The organism is Rhizobium sp. BK399, assembly GCF_014194695.1.
Classification (GTDB): Bacteria; Pseudomonadota; Alphaproteobacteria; order Rhizobiales; family Rhizobiaceae; genus Rhizobium.
Genome location: NZ_JACIAH010000008.1, coordinates 80,190 through 98,875, shown reverse-complemented (window position 1 = coordinate 98,875; position 18,686 = coordinate 80,190). Strand labels below are relative to the sequence as shown.

Sequence of the window (18,686 nt, the reverse complement as noted above, 5' to 3'; positions counted from 1 at the left end):
CGGGTCGCTGTCGCGCCGACAGCGGCCCTTTGAAACGGCCGTGGAACGTGGCGATCAGATGATGCCGCCCCCCCCGGCGGCAGAAGCGGGCCGTTCGGCAGTCACCTTCTTGCGATAGCCGCTCGCCCGGTAGGTCCCGACCGGATCGATCGCACCACCGGCCCGCCGGCGTGCCTCCGAAAGGATCGGCTCGACGTCAGTGCGATAGGCGCGCTTCAGCGTTTCCGTCGCCATCAGCGCGTCGTTTTCGTCCTGGTGTCCAGTCAGCGCCTTGCGGTCGACCAACAGCGCCTGGGCGTAGGCCCGACGGATTTCGTTGGCACTGTTGATGAGGCTTTCGAGCGGATCAGTGACATTGTGCGACTGGTCTATCATATGCGCCGGATTGAAGTCGTTGACCCCACGCTGCTCCGCCTCAACCAGTTCATTGAAAACCAGGAACAGGCGGTAGGGCTCGATCGCACCGGCATCGAGGTCGTCGTCCCCATATTTGGAGTCGTTGAAATGGAAGCCGCCGAGCTTGCCGAACTGGATGAGCCGGGCGACGATCATCTCGATGTTGGTGTTCGGTGCATGGTGGCCAAGGTCGACAAGGCATTGAGCCTTCGGACCGAGCGTCTGGGCGATCAGGTAGTTGGTTCCCCAGTCCTGCACCACCGTCGAATAGAAAGCCGGCTCATACATCTTGTGCTCGGAAAACAGCTTCCAATCGTCCGGCAGCGCCTTGTAAATGTCAGCCATCGCCGCAAGGTAGCGCTCGAATGCTTTCGTGAAGTTGCTCTGGCCCGGGAAATTCGAGCCGTCGCCGATCCAGACGGTCAGTGCCTTGGACCCGATCGCCTTTCCGATCTCGATGCATTCGATGTTGTGTTCGACGGCCTGAGCACGGGTCGCCGCATCCGTGTGGCTCAGTGAGCCGTACTTGTAGGAATGCGCCTGGCCGGGTGAATCGGAGAAGGTGTTGGAATTCATCGCGTCGAAGCCGAGGCCAAGCGCATCGCCCTTCGCCTTCAGTTCCCTCGGATCGGCCTTGTCCCACGGGATATGCAAGGACACGTTTGGTGTCGCGCGTGTCAGCTCATTGATGACGGAGCAGTCGTCCAGCTTGTCGAAGATACCGCGCGGCTCGCCGGTGCCCGGAAAGCGGGCAAACCTGGTGCCACCGGTACCGACACCCCAGGATGGAACGGCGACGAAGAACTCGGACACCTTGCGTGTTATGGTTTCGATGTCGACGCCGCGCCGCGCCAAATTGGCCCCAAGGGCCTCGTAGTCCGACTGGAGCGCTGCTGCACGCTTGTCATTTTCCTGCGCGATAAGATCCTGCGCGATCCTGGTATCGGCCATTCTTTCCTCCCTTGCCGCAACGAACCAACGGCTCCTGTCCGCGTTCACCTGCGTGGAATGCTACTCATGAACGAGGCGGCCGTGGACATCATTCGAATTCTTCTCGCGATCATCCTGCCGCCTCTAGGCGTCTTTCTGCAGGTCGGTCTCGGCCTGCACTTCTGGCTGAATATTTTGCTGACGCTCTGCGGCTACGTTCCGGGGATCATCCACGCAATATGGGTGATCCTGCGGAAATAGCGATCAGCGCGGGAAGCTCTGCGCATTGCCAGCATCGACGTTGATGATGTTGCCGGTGGACTTTGCCGAGAGATCGGATGCCAGGAAGTAGATTGCCTCGGCGATGTCCTCCGGGAAGACATTCAGCTTCAACATTGAACGCTTGCGGTAGTGCTCCTCAAGTTCCCCGATCTCGATCTTGGAGGACGCTGCACGCTGTTCGCGCCACTCTCCACTCCAGATCTTCGAGCCACGAAGCACCGCATCCGGATTGACGGTATTGACGCGAATGCCGGCTTCTGCGCCCTCGAGCGCCAGGCAACGGGCAAGATGGATCTCGGCGGCCTTTGCCGTGCAGTAGGCGGCCGCATTCGGCGAGGAAGCCAGGCCGTTCTTTGACCCGACAAAGACGACATTGCCCCCGAGGTTCTGCCTGCGGAACAGACGGAAGGCCTCACGCGATACAAGGAAGTAGCCAGTTGACAGGATATCCATGTTCTTGTTCCACATCGAAAGCTCCGTGCTTTCGATCGGCGCCGACGAAGCAATGCCGGCATTCGACACCAGGATATCAATTCCACCGAACTCGACGCAGGCTTCGGCGAATGAGGATATAACAGCATCTTCGCTGGTCACGTCGAGCCTCAGGCTGCGGACGGCGTCACCTCCGAACTGCTTCGAAAACTCGACTCGCGTGCTTTCGAGCGCGTCTTGATCGATATCGGCCAATACGACGCAGGCACCCTCTCCGATCAGTCGGGTGGCTGTCGCGCGACCAATGCCGCCGGCGCCGCCGGTGACGAAGGCAACTTTCCCTGCAAGGCTCTTCGGCTTCGGCATCCGCTGAAGCTTGGCCTCTTCGAGGAGCCAATACTCGATGTCGAACGCTTCCTGCTCGGGCAGCCCCTGATATTCCGAAACCGTTGATGCCCCCCGCATGACATTGATGGCATTGACGTAGAATTCACTGGCAATGCGAGCCGTCGCCTTGTCCCGTGCGAATGACAGCATTCCAACGCCTGGAACAAGGAATATGACGGGATTTGCGTCGCGCATGGCTGGCGAATTGTCGTGCTTGCAGTCGTTGTAGTACCGCGCATAGTCGGCTCGATAATCCTCGAGCGCCTTGTCAAGGCCAGAAACGACGGCATCGATATCCGGCTTTGCCGGATCAAACGCGACGATCAACGGACGGATCTTGGTCCGCAGGAAGTGATCGGGGCAGCTCGTACCGAGGGCCCCAAGCGGCTGCAGGTTCCTGGAATTTACGAATTCGAGGACAGCATCCTGGTCATCGAAGTGACCAAGCTTGCGCTCAGCCTGGCCAATCCGGCCGCGAATTTCAGGCATCAGCCGGGCGGCGATGGCGCGACGCTGGTCAGCCGGCAGACTCTCTGTCGATTGGCCGCCGAAGATCGCTTTGCCCTCGGTCTTTTCGGCAAACCATCCGATCGCTTTGTTGATGATATCGAGCGTCAGCTCGTAGCAAGCCTTTGCATCATTTGCCCATGTGAAGAGACCATGGCTCTCCAGCACGACACCGCGCGCGTTCGGATTTGCCCTGACGAACTCTTCCAGGTCGAGCCCGAGCTGGAAACCGGGGCGGCGCCACGGAAGCCAGCCGATGTCGTCACCGAAGATCTGTTTCGTCAATTCCCGGGAGTTTTTGGAGGCAGCAATCGCGATGATGGCGTCCGGATGCATGTGGTCGACATGCGTGAACGGTACGAAACCATGCAGCGGTGTATCTATGGACGCTGCGCGGCCGTTGAGATTGTAGGTGCAGTGCGGAAGGAACCCAACCATGCGATCTTCATCCTCGACCCCCTTGTAGATCCCTTTGAGCGAATCGAGCTTGTCCTGGTAGAGAGTCGCAAAGCCGTCGAGCTTGATGGTGCCGACATCGCCGCCAGAACCCTTGACCCAGAGGATCTTGACGTTTTCGCCGGTCAGCGGGTCGGTCTCCATGACCTTGGCGGAGGTGTTGCCGCCGCCATAATTGGTGATGCGCTTGTCGGCGCCGAGCAGATTGGAGCGATACAGCAGCTTTCCAGGCTCATCGAGGCCTGCCGCGTATGAGTCGTCCCAACGGTTATCAAGAAGCCGGACGGTTGCCGCCATGTCATCCTCCCATGTGAAATTTATTGGTGCGCGAACGAACTGTGCGCTCCCTTGTGCTGACGATATCGCTCATGAAAGCAGACATTGTCAATCGAAAACGATCAAATCCGATTATGTTGCAGCGCAATATGAAATTATATGATCGTTTTTGATTGACAGATTTTCATAACTGCGAAATAAGCAGGTTAGGAGGAACCCCATGCACGAACGCGAACGCCATCGCATCATCTTGAGCGCCGTTCAGGAAAAGTCGGTCGTCACAGTTCAGGATATCTCTGAACTGACCGAAGCTTCCGAGGCGACGATCCGGCGTGACATTGCAGCGCTGCATGTGCAGGGAAAAATCCGCCGCGTCCGCGGTGGCGCAGAGGCCGTGCATCCGCCGCAACTCGGAAATCTTGCGGGCCGCCCTTTCAGAGTTTCGGAATCGGTCAACATCGATAAGAAACGCTCAATTGCCCGAGCAGCTGTCGATCTTTGCGATCCCGGTGACGCCATCATCATCAACGGCGGGACGACCACGTTTCAGATGGTGCATTTCATGGCCGCGCATCGCATGCAGGTCATGACCAACTCGTTTGCAATCGCCGAGCACCTGGTCAAGCATTCAAAGAACACGGTTACCGTTCCCGGCGGTGTGATCTACCGCGAGCAGAGCCTCATCCTGTCACCATTCGACAATGATGCGATCCGCAATTTCTACGCCCGACGTTTCTTCATCGGTGCGCAGGGCGTTGGCCCCCTTGGGGTTATGGAATCGGATGCGCAGATCATACAAAGCGAGCAAAAGCTGATGCACCAGGCCGACGAGCTCGTCGTCATGGTCGATTCCAGCAAGTTTCATCGCCGGTCGAGCCTCATTCTGTGTCCGCTTGAGCGTGTTTCAACGATCATTACCGACGACGGCGTTCCAGAGGAGTCCGTTCGGATGATCGAGGATGCAGGCATCAAGCTCGTAATCGCGAGCACGGTTTCGCAAGCGAAGGGGAATTCCTCGTCGGTCGCTTGAGTGGCGCCGCAAGGATGTAGCAAGTCTTATTAACGTGGGAGGATGAAAGCATGAAACTCGCAAAAACACTGGCAGTGGGCGTCGCCTTTGCCGTCGCCCTGATGGCAGGCGCAGCAAGCGCCAAGGACGTCAAGATCGGTCTGGTCGTGAAGTCGCTCGGCAACGGCTTCTTTGAAGCCGCCAACAAGGGCGCGCAGGAAGCTGCCAAGGAGCTGGGCGGCGTGGAGGTGATCTACACGGGCCCGACCTCGACGACCGCAGAAGGCCAGATCGAAGTCATCAACTCGCTGATCGCCCAGGGCGTTGACGCGATTGCCATCTCCGCCAACGACCCGGACGCCGTTGTACCGGCACTCAAGAAAGCCAAGCAGCGCGGCATCATGGTCATCTCCTGGGATTCCGGTGTCAACAAGGACGGCCGCATCCTGCAGCTCAACCCCTCGTCCAACGAGCTGATCGGCAAGATGTGCCTGACGCTCGCCAAGGACCATCTTGATGGCGGCAAGGGCGACTTCGCAATCCTGTCTGCAACCACCACCTCGACGAACCAGAACATCTGGATCGACCAGATGAAGAAGCAGCTCAAGGACTTCCCGGGTCTCAACCTTGTTACGACAGTTTACGGCGACGATCTGTCTGACAAGTCCTATCGCGAAGCCGAAGGCCTGCTGAAATCCAACCCGAACGTCAAGGTCATCGTCGCACCGACGACGGTCGGCGTTCTGGCTGCCTCCAAGGTTGTCGAAGACAAGGGCCTCATCGGCAAGGTTTACGTGACCGGCCTTGGCCTGCCGTCTGAAATGGCAGGAGCGATCAAGTCGGGTGCGACGAAGGAATTTGCCATCTGGAACCCGATCGACCTCGGTTACTCCGCAACGCAGATCGCCTATCACCTCGTAAAGGGTGATGCGACCGGAAAGCCGGGCACGGAAATCGAAGCTGGCCGCATGGGCAAGATCAAGATCGACGACAAGGGCGAAGCCGCAATGTCCGATCCATTCGTCTACAACGCTTCGAACATCGACCAGTTCTCGAAGGTTTTCTAGTCGCACTCCAACAAGCAAAAACCCGGCGGTTCGCGCCGCCGGGACTTTTCACCTGAACACTGGTAAACGCTGATGAACACTGCCCTCCAACAATCCGTCGCGGGTATCAAGGCGGACGAGGTGCCCGCGATCCTGGAAATGCGCGGGATTTCGCAGATCTTCCCCGGCGTGAAGGCGCTCGATAACGTCAGCATCGCGCTCTATCCCGGCAAGGTCACTGCCCTGATCGGCGAAAACGGTGCCGGCAAGTCGACACTCGTCAAGATCCTGACAGGCATTTACCGGCCGAACGAAGGCGAGATCATCGTCGATGGAAAGGTCATGACCTTCGCCAGCGCACAGACCGCCATCGACGTCGGCGTGACCGCCATTCATCAGGAGACCGTTCTTTTCGACGAACTGACGGTTGCCGAGAACATATTTCTCGGCCATGCGCCGCGAACAAGGCTCCGCACGATCGACTGGAAACTGATGAACAGTCGCTCGAAGGAATTACTGCATTCCCTTGAAAGCAATATCGATCCGACGATCCGGCTGAAGGATCTCTCGATTGCGCAGCGTCATCTTGTTGCCATTGCCCGGGCACTCTCGATCGAGGCGCGCATCGTCATCATGGACGAACCGACGGCGGCCCTCTCGCGAAAGGAAATCGACGACCTGTTCCGCATCGTCAAGGGGCTGAAAGCGCAAGGCAAGGCGATCCTCTTCATCAGTCACAAGTTCGACGAGCTCTACGAAATTGCCGACAACTTCGTGGTCTTCCGCGACGGACGTGCAGTTGGCCACGGCCAACTCAAGCAGACGCCCCAGGATGATATCGTTCGACTTATGGTTGGTCGCGATGTCGAGAATGCCTTTCCGAAGATCGATGTGACGATCGGCGGCCCGGTGCTTCAGGTCGAGAAGTACTGTCATCAGACAGAGTTCCGCGATATCTCCTTTACCCTGCGCAAGGGCGAAATCCTGGGTGTCTACGGGTTGATCGGTGCTGGCCGGTCCGAGCTCTGCCAATCTCTCTTCGGTATTACCACGCCCGCCTCGGGACGACTTTCGCTCGAAGGTCAGGAAATTGCGATCCGCTCGCCACTCGACGCGATCAGCGCAGGTATCGTCTATGTTCCCGAGGAGCGCGGTCGTCACGGACTGGCGCTGCCCATGCCGATCTACCAAAACATGACTCTTCCCTCACTCGCTCGCACCTCGCGCAAGGGCTTCCTGAAAGCCGCGAACGAATTTGCACTGGCGCGCAAATATGCCGAGCGCCTGGATTTGCGCGCTGCTGCCCTTTCGGTTCCTGTCGGGACCCTGTCGGGAGGAAACCAGCAGAAGGTTGTGATCGGCAAATGGCTCGCCACCATGCCGAAGGTGATCATTCTCGACGAACCCACCAAGGGCATCGACATCGGCTCGAAGGCTGCCGTGCACGGCTTTATCAGCGAACTCGCCGCCGAAGGGCTGTCGATCATCATGATCTCGTCCGAGCTGCCTGAAATCATTGGAATGTCCGACCGGGTCCTGGTCATGAAAGAAGGCCTGATGGCCGGTCTTTTCGAGCGCAGGGACCTCACGCCGGAAACGCTGGTTCGCGCCGCGACCGGAAACGCTTGAGGTAATCGGAATGTCCAGACTTCTGAAAAAACGAGAAACCCTTCTTTTCGTCATCATTGCGGTCATGGTCGCGATCTTCTCGACGAGAGCCCAGGATTTCGCTACGCCCGGTAACCTCGCTGCTATCTTCAACGACACGTCGATTCTCATCATCCTGGCGCTCGCGCAGATGACGGTCATCCTGACGAAGTCGATCGACCTTTCAGTCGCCGCAAACCTGGCCTTTACGGGCATGGCCGTTGCGATGATGAATGCCGCCTACCCTGACTTGCCCCTGGTCGCCCTGATCCTAGCTGCGATCCTGATTGGAGCATTTCTCGGTGCCATCAACGGCTTTCTCGTCTGGGCGCTTGAGATCCCGCCAATTGTCGTGACCCTTGGCACGCTAACGATCTACCGCGGCATGGCCTTTGTCCTGTCGGGCGGAGAATGGGTCAATGCCCACCAGATGACGCCGACGTTCCTGAATGTGCCGCGCACTGTTGTCCTCGGCTTGCCGGTTCTCAGCTGGGCTGCGATCATCATCGTCTGCCTGATCTACGTCCTCCTTAAACATACCCCGTTTGGCCGCTCCACCTATGCCGCCGGAGGCAATCCGACGGCGGCGGTCTATGCCGGCGTCGACGTGGGCTGGACGAAATTCCTCGCGTTCGTCCTGTCGGGCGCGCTTGCCGGCCTCGCCAGCTATCTCTGGGTGTCCCGTTATGCGGTTGCCTATGTGGATATCGCCAATGGCTTCGAGCTTGACAGCGTTGCTGCCTGCGTCATTGGCGGGATTTCGATCGCCGGGGGTGTCGGATCAGTCATTGGCACGGTGCTCGGTGCGCTTTTCCTTGGCGTCATCAAGAATGCGCTACCGGTGATCGGTATCTCGCCGTTCACGCAAATGGCGATTTCAGGCACCGTCATCATCCTGGCCGTTGCCTTCAACGCAAGGCGCGAACGCAATCGTGGTCGCATCATCCTTCGAGACAAGGCTGCGGGAGAGACCCCAGCAGAGGTTGCAGCATGAGCACCGTCCTTTTTACGCCGGGTGAAAAGCGGGTCATTCCCGATCGCCTCGGCACACCGTTCAAGCGCGTCATTTCGAGCTGGGAGGTCTTGCTCTTTGGCGTCGCCGTACTGATTTTCATCTTCAATTGCGTGGCATCGCCCTACTTTCTTGATGCCTGGAACCTCTCGGATGCGACCTTTAACTTTACCGAAAAGGCAATGATTGCCTTTGCGATGGCGTTGCTGGTCATCGCCGGCGAGATCGATCTGTCGGTCGCCGCCATCATCGCACTTGCCTCGACCGCCATGGGTGCGGCCGCCCAGCTTGGCGTCGGCGCGCCCGGGCTCGTAGTCATCGGCATCGTCGTCGGGCTGGTCTGTGGCATGTTCAACGGCTTCCTCGTCTCGGTCATGAAACTGCCGTCGATCGTCGTGACGATCGGGACGATGAGCCTCTTCCGCGGGATCTCCTACATCGTCCTCGGAGACCAGGCCTACGGCGGTTACCCGGAAGAGTTCGCCTTCTTCGGCCAGGGCTATGTGTTCTGGGTGTTCTCCTTTGAATTCGTCCTCTTCATCGTGCTGGCGATCGCATTCTCGATCCTGCTGCATGCGACGAATTTTGGCCGCCAGGTCTATACGATCGGCAACAATGATTTCGCCGCCCGCTTTTCCGGCATCCCCGTCGAGCGGGTGAAATTCATTCTCTTCGTCCTGACTGGCGTGATGAGCGGGATTGCCGCGGTCTGCCTGACGTCGCGGCTCGGCTCGACCCGTCCCTCTATCGCACAGGGTTGGGAGCTCGAAGTCGTTACCATGGTGGTTCTCGGGGGTGTTTCCATTCTCGGCGGCTCCGGCAAGATCGGCGGTGTCGTAATCGCTGCCTTTGTCATGGGCCTGGTGACCTTCGGCCTCGGACTTCTCAATGTTCCGGGTATCGTAATGTCTATCTTCATTGGCCTGCTCCTCATCATCACGATCGCGATTCCAATCGTTGCACGACGCATCAAGACCATGAGCTCGAAGTGAGTGGACAAATGACGATCGAAAAGCACGCCTTCAAGATGACGCTCAATCCGGGAATGGAAGCCGAATACAGGAAACGGCATGACGAAATTTGGCCGGAGCTGGTCGAATTGCTGCATCAATCCGGGGCGAGCGACTACTCGATCCACCTCGATCGGGAGACAAATACGCTGTTCGGCGTGCTGAGCCGTCGTGCCGACCATACGATGACGAGCCTGCCCGACCATCCCGTGATGAAAAGATGGTGGGCGCATATGGCTGACATCATGGCTACCAATCCTGACAATTCGCCGGTCCAGAGTGATCTCGTTACCGTCTTTCACATGCCATGACCACGCAGGATTTCAGATACGTCGCTGTTTTCGATATCGGCAAGACCAACGCCAAGGTTGTAGTGCTCGACAGTGCATCGGGTGCGGAAATCGCGGTGGCGAAGACACCGAATACGGTCCTGAGGCACGGTCTCTATCCACATTATGATGTTGACGGTCTCTGGGCCTTCGCGATCAGGGCGCTCCGATCCTTTGCAAAAACACCGGGTTTCGATGCAATTTCTGTCACGACGCACGGGGCATCTGCAGCTCTCCTCGACGCAACCGGCACTCTTGCCATGCCCGTGCTCGACTACGAGCACGACTATCCCGAAGAGATCAGCAAAGCCTATGCGCGCCTGCGCCCTGCCTTCGAGGAGACCTATTCACCGCATCAGATGATGGGGCTGAATGTTGGAGCGCAACTGCATTACCAGAAGACCAACTTTCCTGACGAATTCGCAAACGTTGCGACAATCGTCACGTACCCCCAATACTGGACGGGGCGACTGGCTGGCGTCTTTTCGAACGAGGTGACATCACTCGGCTGCCATACCGACCTGTGGGATCCCCGTCACGGACGATATTCCTCGCTCGTCGATACGCTTGGCATTCGGGAGCTGATGGCACCGATCCGGTCTGCCTTCGACCCGCTCGGCATGGTCCTCCCTGGTGTCGCGCGGGAGATTGGCCTGCGATCGGATATTCCCGTCTATTGCGGCATCCACGATTCCAACGCCTCCCTGCTCCCGCACCTAGTGGCTCGTGCCGCGCCGTTCGCCGTCGTATCGACCGGAACCTGGGTCGTCACGTTCGGCGTTGGAGGTAACTTCGATCGTCTCGATCCCGGCCGCGATACGCTTGCCAATGTCGATGCCTATGGCCGCGCCGTTCCTTCGTCACGGTTCATGGGAGGCCGCGAGTTCGAAACCATATTACGCGAGATCGGAAGTACCAGCGAAGAATATGTTCGCCGCGCCGTCGAGCACGTGATTTCGGAGGGCGTCATGCTGCTTCCCAATGTCGTGTCGGGCTCCGGTCCGTTTCCGGGCAAAAAGGGCAGATGGCTCAACGCCGAGGGCGCCAGCGCCGAACAACGCTACGCGGCCCTGTGCCTGTATCTTGCTCTGATGAGCCAGACCTGCCTCGACCTCGTCGTCGCAGACGGCCCCGTCATCGTCGAAGGGCCGTTTGCCCTCAACGAAACCTATCTCGTCCTGCTTGCAGCGCTGACCGGGAGGACAATCGTTGCAATTCCCGGATCAACGGGCACGAGCCAAGGCGCGGCGCTGTTGACCGGCATCACCCCCCACCCCGGAACCGAGCGCCGCATCAAGCCGGCCACAATTCCCGGGCTTCTGGACTATCGCCAGAACTGGTATTCTGCCCTGGCATAACTGTCTTTCCATCGAGGCTCTCGCGCCAGCCTTTCTCGGCCGATAAACTCGCGACTCAGATCAAAATGGAGAAGACCACATGGCAGATCCAGCCACCACATTCGATCCACGTGCCCTTGCATCGAAGCTTCACGCGCTGCATCGCGCCGGAGACCAGGCGCCGACCTCGGCTTTCGTCCTCCCCACTGATCTTCGCCATGCAATGGACGTGCAGAATTTTCTGGCAGCCGATGAGGCGATCTCCAGTAATGCTTGGAAGGTAACCGTGTCACCCGATGGGCAGGCGGTCACAGCTCCTCTCCACCCCTATGTTCAGGGTGATTCCGGCGCGCAGATCCCGTGGAAGCGGGGTACGAAGTTCGAGGCGGAGATCGCCGTCCGTCTGGGGCATGATCTTCCGATCCGTGCTGCTGCGGACTACACACGTGCGGACCTCGTCGAGGCAATCGCTGCGGTGCATCTCGGCGCAGAATTTCTTTTGAGCGCCATCGAGGAGAGCGGGAAGGTTTCATTCCTGCTGTTCCTCGCGGACCGCCTCGGCAACAGTGGCTATGTGCTCGGCCCGAACGTTGCGAAATCTGTGATCGACACAGCCAGTGGCACGCCGCTTCTGGTGACGTTGAACGGCCAATCGATCTATGACGCTCCCGCCCAGCATCCAAAGGGCGACGTCCTGTCTTGGCTCCTGGACTATGCGAATGACAAGCTGCGGCCAGCGACATCGCTCAAGGCCGGCGCTGTCATCACCACAGGCACGCTTTGTGGTGCGATCGAGCTTCTTACACCGGGTGACATTGAAATTGTGCTCGATGGAACAACCCGTTTGGGCATGACGATCTCCTGAGGAGAAGAAGATCATGGACGATCGGCGGCTTTAGTCCGCCGCTTGGGCGGAAACGCGATGAAATCAGGGATAGTGGCAAGCAACCCGCCGTGATCGGCACGGCGTGGTATAGGTCGACGGACAACAGTCGACAACCAGAGCCGCGCCGGGTCTCGATCATCAATCGCGACAATGCTGTCTCCGCATCCACGTCGGCGCTGGAGGCAGGGTGCAAGTCGCAGAACACGGCAAAACTTCGTCTCGTGGCTCGATTGCGCCTTGGTCTGGTTGTAGACTGGGTCTGCAAAACGTTCGGTTCAACCTGTTACAATTGGGAAGATACATGCCGAATTTCATCGTAATAACAACGACGCTGGTGACCGCAAGAGATCAGCAGGAAGCCGCCGAAACAGCATTCGCCAAAATCGTCGGGGCCGCAAGCTCAGCCTTCGACGTCAAGACCGAGGAAGGTGAGACAACCCGCGTGGCATTGACGGTAGACCAGCGCAAGAAGTTGCTGAAGACGACCCCCTGATGATGCGGTTGCGCTGATGCTGACTCGAACGGCGCCGCGCTTGATTGAACCGGCGAGCAGTGAATGCCGCAGCTTCCGCTCGCTAACCATTTCCCTCAAAAGGTCGGCGGTGTGCATGCGCTTATCACCTCGCAGGCGACGGGACCGACACATCGGAAACTGTGTGGCCTGCGACTTTCGAAATAATAGGCGTCACCGGGCCCCAGGATACGGCGCTCGTTATCCACGGTAACCTCAAGCCGGCCTGACAGCACGATTCCCCCCTCCTCCCCCTCATGAACCAGCGGGACCTTCCCGGTGCCGGCTCCCGGTTGATAGCATTCCTTCAGAATCTGCAGGCTGCGACCGAACAGGTTTTCTCCTACCTGGCGATAGGAGATCGCACCCTTGCCGATCTCCACCAGCTCCTCTGCGGCATAGAAAGCCTTCCGTGGCGCTTCGGGTTCAAAGGCAAAGAACTCGACAAGGCCGATCGGGATACCGTCCAGAATCCGCTTCAATGCCCCGACGGAAGGATTTGTGGAGTTGGATTCGATAAGCGAAATCGTGGAATTCGTCACGCCTGCCCGCTTCGCAAGCTCGCGCTGGGAGAGGTTGTGTGCCGTCCGGACAAAGCGAAGTCTATTTCCGATATCGACAGACACGCAGTTCTCCTGTTTCAGGTGTTCTATATACCGAAACATGTCGACTACATCGATCGGAAAAACAAGGCGTTAAATTTTCCTAGAAAAGGACTTGTTGGAAAATAAAAAATTACGCAATCCAGGCTATCTCAACGGAGGCAGCAATGGATCACACCCCCAAGTCAAATCGCCCGGCGCTCGAAAATTTCTGGATGCCTTTCACGGCAAATCGCCAGTTCAAAGCGGCTCCGAGACTGTTGGCCGGCGCTGACGGCATGTATTACACGGATGTGGATGGCAACCGGGTTCTCGACGGCACCGCAGGCCTTTGGTGCTGCAACGCCGGACATGGCCGCAAGAAAATCACACAAGCCGTTGAACGCCAGCTTTCGACGCTCGATTTCGCTCCCACCTTCCAGATGGGTCATCCAATTGCATTCGATTTTGCAACGAAGCTCGCAGCGATCGCGCCGGGCGGACCGTCTGCGGGCCTTGATCGTTTGTTCTACACAGGTTCCGGTTCCGAATCCGTCGATACCGCGTTGAAAATTGCGATCGCCTATCAGCGTGCCATTGGACAAGGTACCCGGACCCGGGTGATCGGCCGTGAAAAGGGCTACCACGGAGTCGGCTTTGGCGGCATCTCCGTGGGAGGTCTCGTCAACAACCGCCGCGTTTTCCCGCAAATCCCCGCCGACCACATGCGGCACACACTCGACCTCGACCGCAATGCCTTCTCGAAGGGGCTTCCCGCTCATGGTGTTGAACTCGCCGACGATCTCGAACGCCTGGTTCAACTGCATGGTGCGGAAACGATCGCAGCGGTGATTGTTGAGCCAATGTCCGGCTCGGCGGGCGTAATCCTGCCACCAAAAGGCTATCTCGAACGTATTCGGGCCATCGCCGACAAATACGGCATACTTGTCATTTTCGATGAAGTTATCACTGGCTTCGGCCGGCTCGGAAAGCCATTTGCTACGGATTACTTCGGAGTCATTCCCGACCTCGTGACGACCGCCAAGGGCCTGACAAACGGTACCATCCCGATGGGTGCCGTGTTCGCCAGCCGCAAGGTCTATGACGGCCTGATGACGGGCCCGGAAAACGCAATCGAGCTCTTCCACGGTTATACCTATTCCGGCCACCCTGTTGCCTGCGCAGCTGGCATCGCCACACTGGAAATATACGAAGAGGAAGGGCTCCTCACCCGCGCTGCCGAACTCGCAGGCGAATGGGAAGACGCGCTGCATTCCCTAAAGGGTCTGTCGCACGTGATCGACATCCGAAACCTCGGCCTCGTCGGCGCGATCGAACTGGCTCCTCGAAACGGAGCCCCGGGAACACGCGCCTACGATGTTTTCGTTGACTGCTTCAACAAGGGCCTGCTGATCCGGGTAACAGGGGACATTATCGCCCTGTCACCACCGCTGATCGTCGAAAAGGAACAGATCGGCACCATTGTTTCGGTCATCGGCGATGCCTTGAAGCGTGCAGCCTGATGGAAGGGGACTCCCTTCTTGGGGCTGGCCCCCTTCCATAGTGCCTTGCGGTTCGTTCGTCTGAGAGGCAGCGGTACTGACCGTCCGGATCCGGACGGGCCCTGGACAATCCTGACGGGTCAGAACGCCAGAAGATCAGCCAAGAGCACACTCTCGGCCACTCCCCGTTTCCTACGCTCTGTGCTTCGGCCGCGCGCCGAGCACATCGCGTATCGAAAAACTCGAGTGAATTCGGAGAACGCCCGGCATTCTGGCGAGGATATCCTTGTGTATCCGCTCGAATTCGACGGCATTGGCGACATCGACCCGCAGGAGATAATCGGAGCCTCCCGTCATCAGGAAGCATTCCCTGATCTCAGGATGCTTGCGGACTGCGGCCTCGAACTTGTCGAGGTGGTCTTCTGTTTGCCGTTCCAACGTGATGTTTATGATGACCGCGATCGTTGCTTCGGCATTGCCCGTATCAACAAGAGCCGTATAGCCGCGGATGACACCAGAGCGTTCCATGATCTTGATGCGCCGCAGGCACGCGGACGGCGAAAGGCCGACCTCTTCAGCGAGCTTTGCATTGCTCATGCGCGCATCGACGCGCAGGAGCCTAAGAATGTTGCGGTCGATCGCATCAAGAGCGGCCATGGTGATTTCGTGCAAATGTTGATCGAAAATTCGATCTAGCCGAAAATATTGCAATCATCCAGCACAAAACGCTCTGCAATTTCATCGATTATTTCATAGTCTGCCCTTCAACAATGGGGACATTATGAACATGGGCGGGAATGATGCGCGCGTCGGATCAGCCTCTCTGCAGCATTCACAGAGCGGCTATCTTACGATCGACCTCGGTGCGCTGGGGCGAAATTATGATCAGTTGTCCTCTGTTGTGGCTCCGGCGAAGGCCGCAGCAGTCGTAAAGGCGAACGCCTACGGCCTCGGCGCGAGGCAGGTTGCGAACGCGCTTTACGAAAGAGGCTGCCGCAATTTCTTTGTCGCGCAGTTTCCTGAAGCTTTGCTCCTGCGGGAATTCATCGCCGAAGACGCTGACATTTTCGTGTTGAACGGCCTGCAGCCTGGAGATGAGGGCGCATGTGCCGAGGCCGATATCGTTCCCGTCATCAACAGCCTGGAGCAGTGGCATCAATGGTCGAGCGCAGCGCGCAGCGCAGCGCGCAGGCTGCCCGCGGTTCTGCAATTCGACACCGGAATGTCGCGGCTTGGGCTGCCTCCCTACGAACAAGCTCAACTCGCGGGCCTGATCGGCGTCTCCGAGATCGATGTCCGCTTCATCATGAGCCACCTGGCCTGCGCGGACGATCTCGGCTCCTTGCAAAACGCTGATCAATTGCTTGAGATGCAGCGGCTGTCCGACGATTTCCTCGGCCACGACGTGTCCTTCGCCAATTCAGGCGGTGCCTTTCTCGGCCGCTCCTACCACGGCGCGCTCGCACGGCCTGGCATCGCTCTTTACGGCGGCGCGCCGTCTGCTGGTACGAAGAACCCGATGGAGCCGGTTGTCAGTCTCGACGTTGCGGTCGTCCAGACACGCGTCGTGCCATCCGGCACCAAAGTGGGCTATGGTGGCGCCTTCGTTGCAGGCCGCGAAATGCGGTTGGCCACAATAGGAGCGGGTTATGCGGACGGGCTTCCACGCAGTCTCAGCGACCGCGGAGCGGTTTACTACAATGGCATCCGCCTTCCGATCGTCGGTCGGGTTTCGATGGACAGCATCACCATCGATATCTCCGCCCTGCCTGCAACGTCGATAACCCACGGCACGCTCGTCGAGGTCCTCGGCCCCAATCAATCTCTGGAAGACCTGGCGCGGGATGCCGGCACCATTTCCTACGAGATCCTCACCGGTCTCGGAACCCGCTATCACAGGCAATATCGCTGACCCGCGGGGTCTGCAGTTTTGGAACGATCATGAAAGTCATTGTACTCGGAGCCGGCATCGTCGGCGTTACGTCTGCCTATCAGCTCGCCAAGAGCGGCCATGAGGTCACGGTCGTTGACCGGCAACAGGGACCAGCGCTTGAAACCAGCTTTGCCAATGCTGGTGAGGTGTCCTTCGGCTATTGTTCCCCCTGGGCCGCACCCGGTATTCCGATGAAGGCGATGAAATGGCTCTTCATGGAGCACGCACCGCTCATTCTTCGACCCAAGGTGGACGGGGCAATGCTCTCCTGGCTCGTGAAGATGCTGTCGAATTGTACGTCCAGGCGTTACGCCATCAACAAGAGCCGCATGCTTCGGCTCGCTGACTACTCTCGCATTTCCATCGCGGAACTACGGGCAGAGACTGGGATTACCTATGACGAACGCATGCAGGGTACATTGCAGCTCTTCCGCACGCAGGCCCAACTCGATGCATCGGGCAAGGATGTCAAGGCGCTTGCAGCCGATGGCATTCCCTATGAGGTTCTAGACCGCGACGCCTGCACGCGGGTCGAACCCGCGCTCAAGCATGTGCGCGAAAAGATCGTTGGCGGGCTTCTGACGCCAAAGGATGAGACAGGTGACTGCTATAAGTTCTCTGGCGCGCTTACCATGAAAGCGAAAGACCTCGGCGTGAACTTCCTCTGGGACACGACGATCAAATCGTTGGATGTTGAGGGCGATCGGGTGCGCGGTGTGCTTACCAGCAGCGGTTGGCTGGCTGCCGATGCCGTCGTCGTCGCCATGGGCAGCTTCTCCCCACTCCTGCTGAAGCGACACGGGATAAAGCTGCCCGTCTATCCGGTAAAAGGCTACTCCCTTACGATTCCGATCACTGATGCCACACGTGCCCCGGAATCCACGGTCATGGACGAGACCTACAAGATTGCCATCACCCGCCTCGGCGATAGGATTCGCGTCGGCGGCATGGCAGAGATTTCCGGCTACACCAACGATCTTGGACAGGCCCGTCGTCTTACTCTGGAACATTCCGTCATGGACCTCTTCCCGGGCGGAGACGCGCACAACGGTTCATTCTGGTCTGGCCTCCGGCCGATGACACCAGATGGTACGCCAGTGATTGGTGCGACCAAGATCGCCGGACTCTTCCTGAATACCGGTCACGGCACACTGGGATGGACGATGAGCAGTGGTTCAGCGCGCGTGATCGCGGACCTCGTCTCGGGCCGCAAGCCAGATATCGACGCTACCGACCTGGCGATAAGCAGGTACCACTGACGCAACGGGAGAGAGTTCACGTCCTGAAGAGCGGAGAGGACCCCAGTCGCATATGTTCCCCTGCGGCAAAGGCGCATGGCGAAAAATTGCCGCGCATCGATCAGCCGTGGAAGATCATGTCCATCGGAATGCGCGATTGGGCGCATCGGTCATGATCCGTGCACGTTGGTATAAGTTATCGTGCCACATGCATGGCACAGCACCAATCGCCAGTTCCCTTTCGGGATGGGTATCGATGTCACCAAGGTGGTCAGCGATGCGGTGGCCATGCGGTCAAGAGCCCCGCGCCATCCCCTCCGCACGCGCCTTACCTGACCGACGTGCCGCAGAAACTGACGGCGGCATTGCGCTCCTGACGATGAACCAAAACCGTCGAGGCCAATGAAAGCCACGCAGTCCGCTGTTGGCCCGTTGCTTTGGAGAGAAATACCGAGGTGGGTCATAGAGAGAAGCTGGTCTTTCCAATCAAACCTCTTGGACCGAAGATAGTCGCGCTTTCGTCTAGTTGCCCGATGGCTGAAACAACTCCACAGGATTGCCCGCGGGGTCGTCGACAAGGATCTGCTTGCCTCCAATTCCGGTAACGATTTCGTTGCGAAATCTGGCGCCCGCGGCACGCAAGCGTTCGACCTCGTCTTCAATGTTCGCAACTTCTAGCTGAATGCGGTTCCATCCGCCGGGTGCTGGCCTGCGTCCGTCCGGCATTGGCTGAGACGCTCCGCCTGGCCCCGTCGTTCCATTCAAGAGAAGGCGAAGATCCCCCTTTTTCAGCATCGCGAAGCTGGGAGCTGGATGCATGCCGAGTGCAAACCCGAGTGCATCCTTATAGAAGGCAATCGCCGCATCGACGTCTTCGACAATATAGCGAACGCTGACGGTAGACATATCAAATCCTCCTTCAGGTGACGCCAAGCGTGGTGACAGGGGATCCTTCGACACGACCGTTGCGACTTTATTC

18 protein-coding genes are annotated in these 18,686 nt (G+C 58.4%); 13 read left to right on the top strand and 5 right to left on the bottom strand.

The features are described 5' to 3' along the window. Positions 1–54 precede the first annotated feature (54 nt). Positions 55–1,347: an L-rhamnose catabolism isomerase gene (rhaI, locus tag FHT97_RS18135; RefSeq protein WP_183757543.1), complete on the bottom strand. Its 1,293-nt coding sequence runs from the start codon at positions 1,345–1,347 to the stop codon at positions 55–57. Positions 1,348–1,428: 81 nt separating this feature from the next. Here rhaI and FHT97_RS18130 point away from each other — a divergent pair, with 81 nt between their 5' ends. Continuing rightward, the gene (locus FHT97_RS18130) at positions 1,429–1,587 is read left to right on the top strand and encodes a YqaE/Pmp3 family membrane protein (protein WP_183757633.1); all 159 of its coding nucleotides are present in this window, start codon (positions 1,429–1,431) and stop codon (positions 1,585–1,587) included. A gap of 3 nt (positions 1,588–1,590) precedes the next feature. Here the strand turns inward: FHT97_RS18130 and FHT97_RS18125 are convergent, their stop codons facing one another. Then, positions 1,591–3,687 carry a bifunctional rhamnulose-1-phosphate aldolase/short-chain dehydrogenase gene (locus FHT97_RS18125; RefSeq protein WP_183757544.1) on the bottom strand — a complete coding sequence of 699 codons (2,097 nt, stop codon included), beginning with the start codon at positions 3,685–3,687 and terminating at the stop codon, positions 1,591–1,593. A gap of 199 nt (positions 3,688–3,886) precedes the next feature. Here FHT97_RS18125 and FHT97_RS18120 point away from each other — a divergent pair, with 199 nt between their 5' ends. From FHT97_RS18120 to FHT97_RS18080, 9 genes are all read left to right on the top strand, one after another. Then, the gene (locus tag FHT97_RS18120; protein ID WP_183757545.1) at positions 3,887–4,696 is read left to right on the top strand and encodes a DeoR/GlpR family DNA-binding transcription regulator; all 810 of its coding nucleotides are present in this window, start codon (positions 3,887–3,889) and stop codon (positions 4,694–4,696) included. Positions 4,697–4,746: 50 nt separating this feature from the next. After that, entirely contained in the window at positions 4,747–5,742 is a 996-nt protein-coding gene (rhaS, locus tag FHT97_RS18115; RefSeq protein ID WP_183757546.1) for a rhamnose ABC transporter substrate-binding protein, read from the top strand. A gap of 72 nt (positions 5,743–5,814) precedes the next feature. Then, positions 5,815–7,350, top strand: coding sequence for a sugar ABC transporter ATP-binding protein (locus FHT97_RS18110; RefSeq protein WP_183757547.1), 1,536 nt, complete (start codon positions 5,815–5,817; stop codon positions 7,348–7,350). 10 nt (positions 7,351–7,360) lie between these two features. After that, the gene (locus tag FHT97_RS18105; protein ID WP_183757548.1) at positions 7,361–8,362 is read left to right on the top strand and encodes an ABC transporter permease; all 1,002 of its coding nucleotides are present in this window, start codon (positions 7,361–7,363) and stop codon (positions 8,360–8,362) included. Further along, entirely contained in the window at positions 8,359–9,372 is a 1,014-nt protein-coding gene (locus FHT97_RS18100; protein ID WP_183757549.1) for an ABC transporter permease, read from the top strand. Before FHT97_RS18105 ends, FHT97_RS18100 begins: the two co-directional genes overlap by 4 nt. Positions 9,373–9,380: 8 nt before the next feature. Further along, positions 9,381–9,701, top strand: coding sequence for an L-rhamnose mutarotase (rhaM, locus tag FHT97_RS18095; RefSeq protein ID WP_183757550.1), 321 nt, complete (start codon positions 9,381–9,383; stop codon positions 9,699–9,701). After that, entirely contained in the window at positions 9,698–11,077 is a 1,380-nt protein-coding gene (locus FHT97_RS18090) for an FGGY-family carbohydrate kinase (RefSeq protein ID WP_183757551.1), read from the top strand. The genes rhaM and FHT97_RS18090 overlap by 4 nt, the downstream gene beginning before the upstream one ends. Positions 11,078–11,156: 79 nt before the next feature. After that, a complete protein-coding gene (locus tag FHT97_RS18085) occupies positions 11,157–11,921 on the top strand; it encodes a fumarylacetoacetate hydrolase family protein (protein ID WP_183757552.1) in 765 nt (254 codons plus the stop codon). Positions 11,922–12,243: 322 nt separating this feature from the next. Next, positions 12,244–12,435: a hypothetical protein gene (locus FHT97_RS18080; protein WP_183757553.1), complete on the top strand. Its 192-nt coding sequence runs from the start codon at positions 12,244–12,246 to the stop codon at positions 12,433–12,435. A gap of 95 nt (positions 12,436–12,530) precedes the next feature. Here the strand turns inward: FHT97_RS18080 and FHT97_RS18075 are convergent, their stop codons facing one another. After that, the gene (locus FHT97_RS18075) at positions 12,531–13,079 is read right to left on the bottom strand and encodes a cupin domain-containing protein (protein WP_183863849.1); all 549 of its coding nucleotides are present in this window, start codon (positions 13,077–13,079) and stop codon (positions 12,531–12,533) included. Positions 13,080–13,222: 143 nt separating this feature from the next. On the opposite strand from FHT97_RS18075, the gene FHT97_RS18070 reads away from it, so the two are divergent. Next, entirely contained in the window at positions 13,223–14,557 is a 1,335-nt protein-coding gene (locus FHT97_RS18070; protein ID WP_183757555.1) for an aspartate aminotransferase family protein, read from the top strand. Positions 14,558–14,728: 171 nt separating this feature from the next. On the opposite strand, the gene FHT97_RS18065 is transcribed toward FHT97_RS18070, so the two are convergent. Beyond that, complete coding sequence (locus tag FHT97_RS18065; protein WP_183757556.1) at positions 14,729–15,193, bottom strand: Lrp/AsnC family transcriptional regulator; 465 nt, start codon at positions 15,191–15,193, stop codon at positions 14,729–14,731. 130 nt (positions 15,194–15,323) lie between these two features. Here FHT97_RS18065 and alr point away from each other — a divergent pair, with 130 nt between their 5' ends. Together alr and FHT97_RS18055 are read left to right on the top strand one after the other, a co-directional pair. Continuing rightward, entirely contained in the window at positions 15,324–16,448 is a 1,125-nt protein-coding gene (gene alr / locus FHT97_RS18060) for an alanine racemase (RefSeq protein ID WP_183757557.1), read from the top strand. 29 nt (positions 16,449–16,477) lie between these two features. Beyond that, on the top strand, positions 16,478–17,728 hold the full coding sequence (locus FHT97_RS18055) for a D-amino acid dehydrogenase (protein ID WP_183863848.1): 1,251 nt from the start codon (positions 16,478–16,480) through the stop codon (positions 17,726–17,728). A gap of 501 nt (positions 17,729–18,229) precedes the next feature. Here FHT97_RS18055 and FHT97_RS18050 read toward each other — a convergent pair. Further along, entirely contained in the window at positions 18,230–18,613 is a 384-nt protein-coding gene (locus tag FHT97_RS18050) for a VOC family protein (RefSeq protein WP_183863847.1), read from the bottom strand. Positions 18,614–18,686: the final 73 nt, after the last annotated feature.

Bases quoted from the DNA above. Each gene is read 5' to 3' on its own strand.
- rhaI (WP_183757543.1), bottom strand. From the start codon at position 1,347: ATGGCCGATACCAGGATCGCGCAGGATCTTATCGCGCAGGAAAATGAC.
- FHT97_RS18125 (WP_183757544.1), bottom strand. From the start codon at position 3,687: ATGGCGGCAACCGTCCGGCTTCTTGATAACCGTTGGGACGACTCATAC.
- FHT97_RS18120 (WP_183757545.1), top strand. From the start codon at position 3,887: ATGCACGAACGCGAACGCCATCGCATCATCTTGAGCGCCGTTCAGGAA.
- rhaS (WP_183757546.1), top strand. From the start codon at position 4,747: ATGAAACTCGCAAAAACACTGGCAGTGGGCGTCGCCTTTGCCGTCGCC.
- FHT97_RS18110 (WP_183757547.1), top strand. From the start codon at position 5,815: ATGAACACTGCCCTCCAACAATCCGTCGCGGGTATCAAGGCGGACGAG.
- FHT97_RS18105 (WP_183757548.1), top strand. From the start codon at position 7,361: ATGTCCAGACTTCTGAAAAAACGAGAAACCCTTCTTTTCGTCATCATT.
- FHT97_RS18100 (WP_183757549.1), top strand. From the start codon at position 8,359: ATGAGCACCGTCCTTTTTACGCCGGGTGAAAAGCGGGTCATTCCCGAT.
- rhaM (WP_183757550.1), top strand. From the start codon at position 9,381: ATGACGATCGAAAAGCACGCCTTCAAGATGACGCTCAATCCGGGAATG.
- FHT97_RS18090 (WP_183757551.1), top strand. From the start codon at position 9,698: ATGACCACGCAGGATTTCAGATACGTCGCTGTTTTCGATATCGGCAAG.
- FHT97_RS18085 (WP_183757552.1), top strand. From the start codon at position 11,157: ATGGCAGATCCAGCCACCACATTCGATCCACGTGCCCTTGCATCGAAG.
- FHT97_RS18080 (WP_183757553.1), top strand. From the start codon at position 12,244: ATGCCGAATTTCATCGTAATAACAACGACGCTGGTGACCGCAAGAGAT.
- FHT97_RS18070 (WP_183757555.1), top strand. From the start codon at position 13,223: ATGGATCACACCCCCAAGTCAAATCGCCCGGCGCTCGAAAATTTCTGG.
- FHT97_RS18065 (WP_183757556.1), bottom strand. From the start codon at position 15,193: ATGGCCGCTCTTGATGCGATCGACCGCAACATTCTTAGGCTCCTGCGC.
- alr (WP_183757557.1), top strand. From the start codon at position 15,324: ATGGGCGGGAATGATGCGCGCGTCGGATCAGCCTCTCTGCAGCATTCA.
- FHT97_RS18055 (WP_183863848.1), top strand. From the start codon at position 16,478: ATGAAAGTCATTGTACTCGGAGCCGGCATCGTCGGCGTTACGTCTGCC.
- FHT97_RS18050 (WP_183863847.1), bottom strand. From the start codon at position 18,613: ATGTCTACCGTCAGCGTTCGCTATATTGTCGAAGACGTCGATGCGGCG.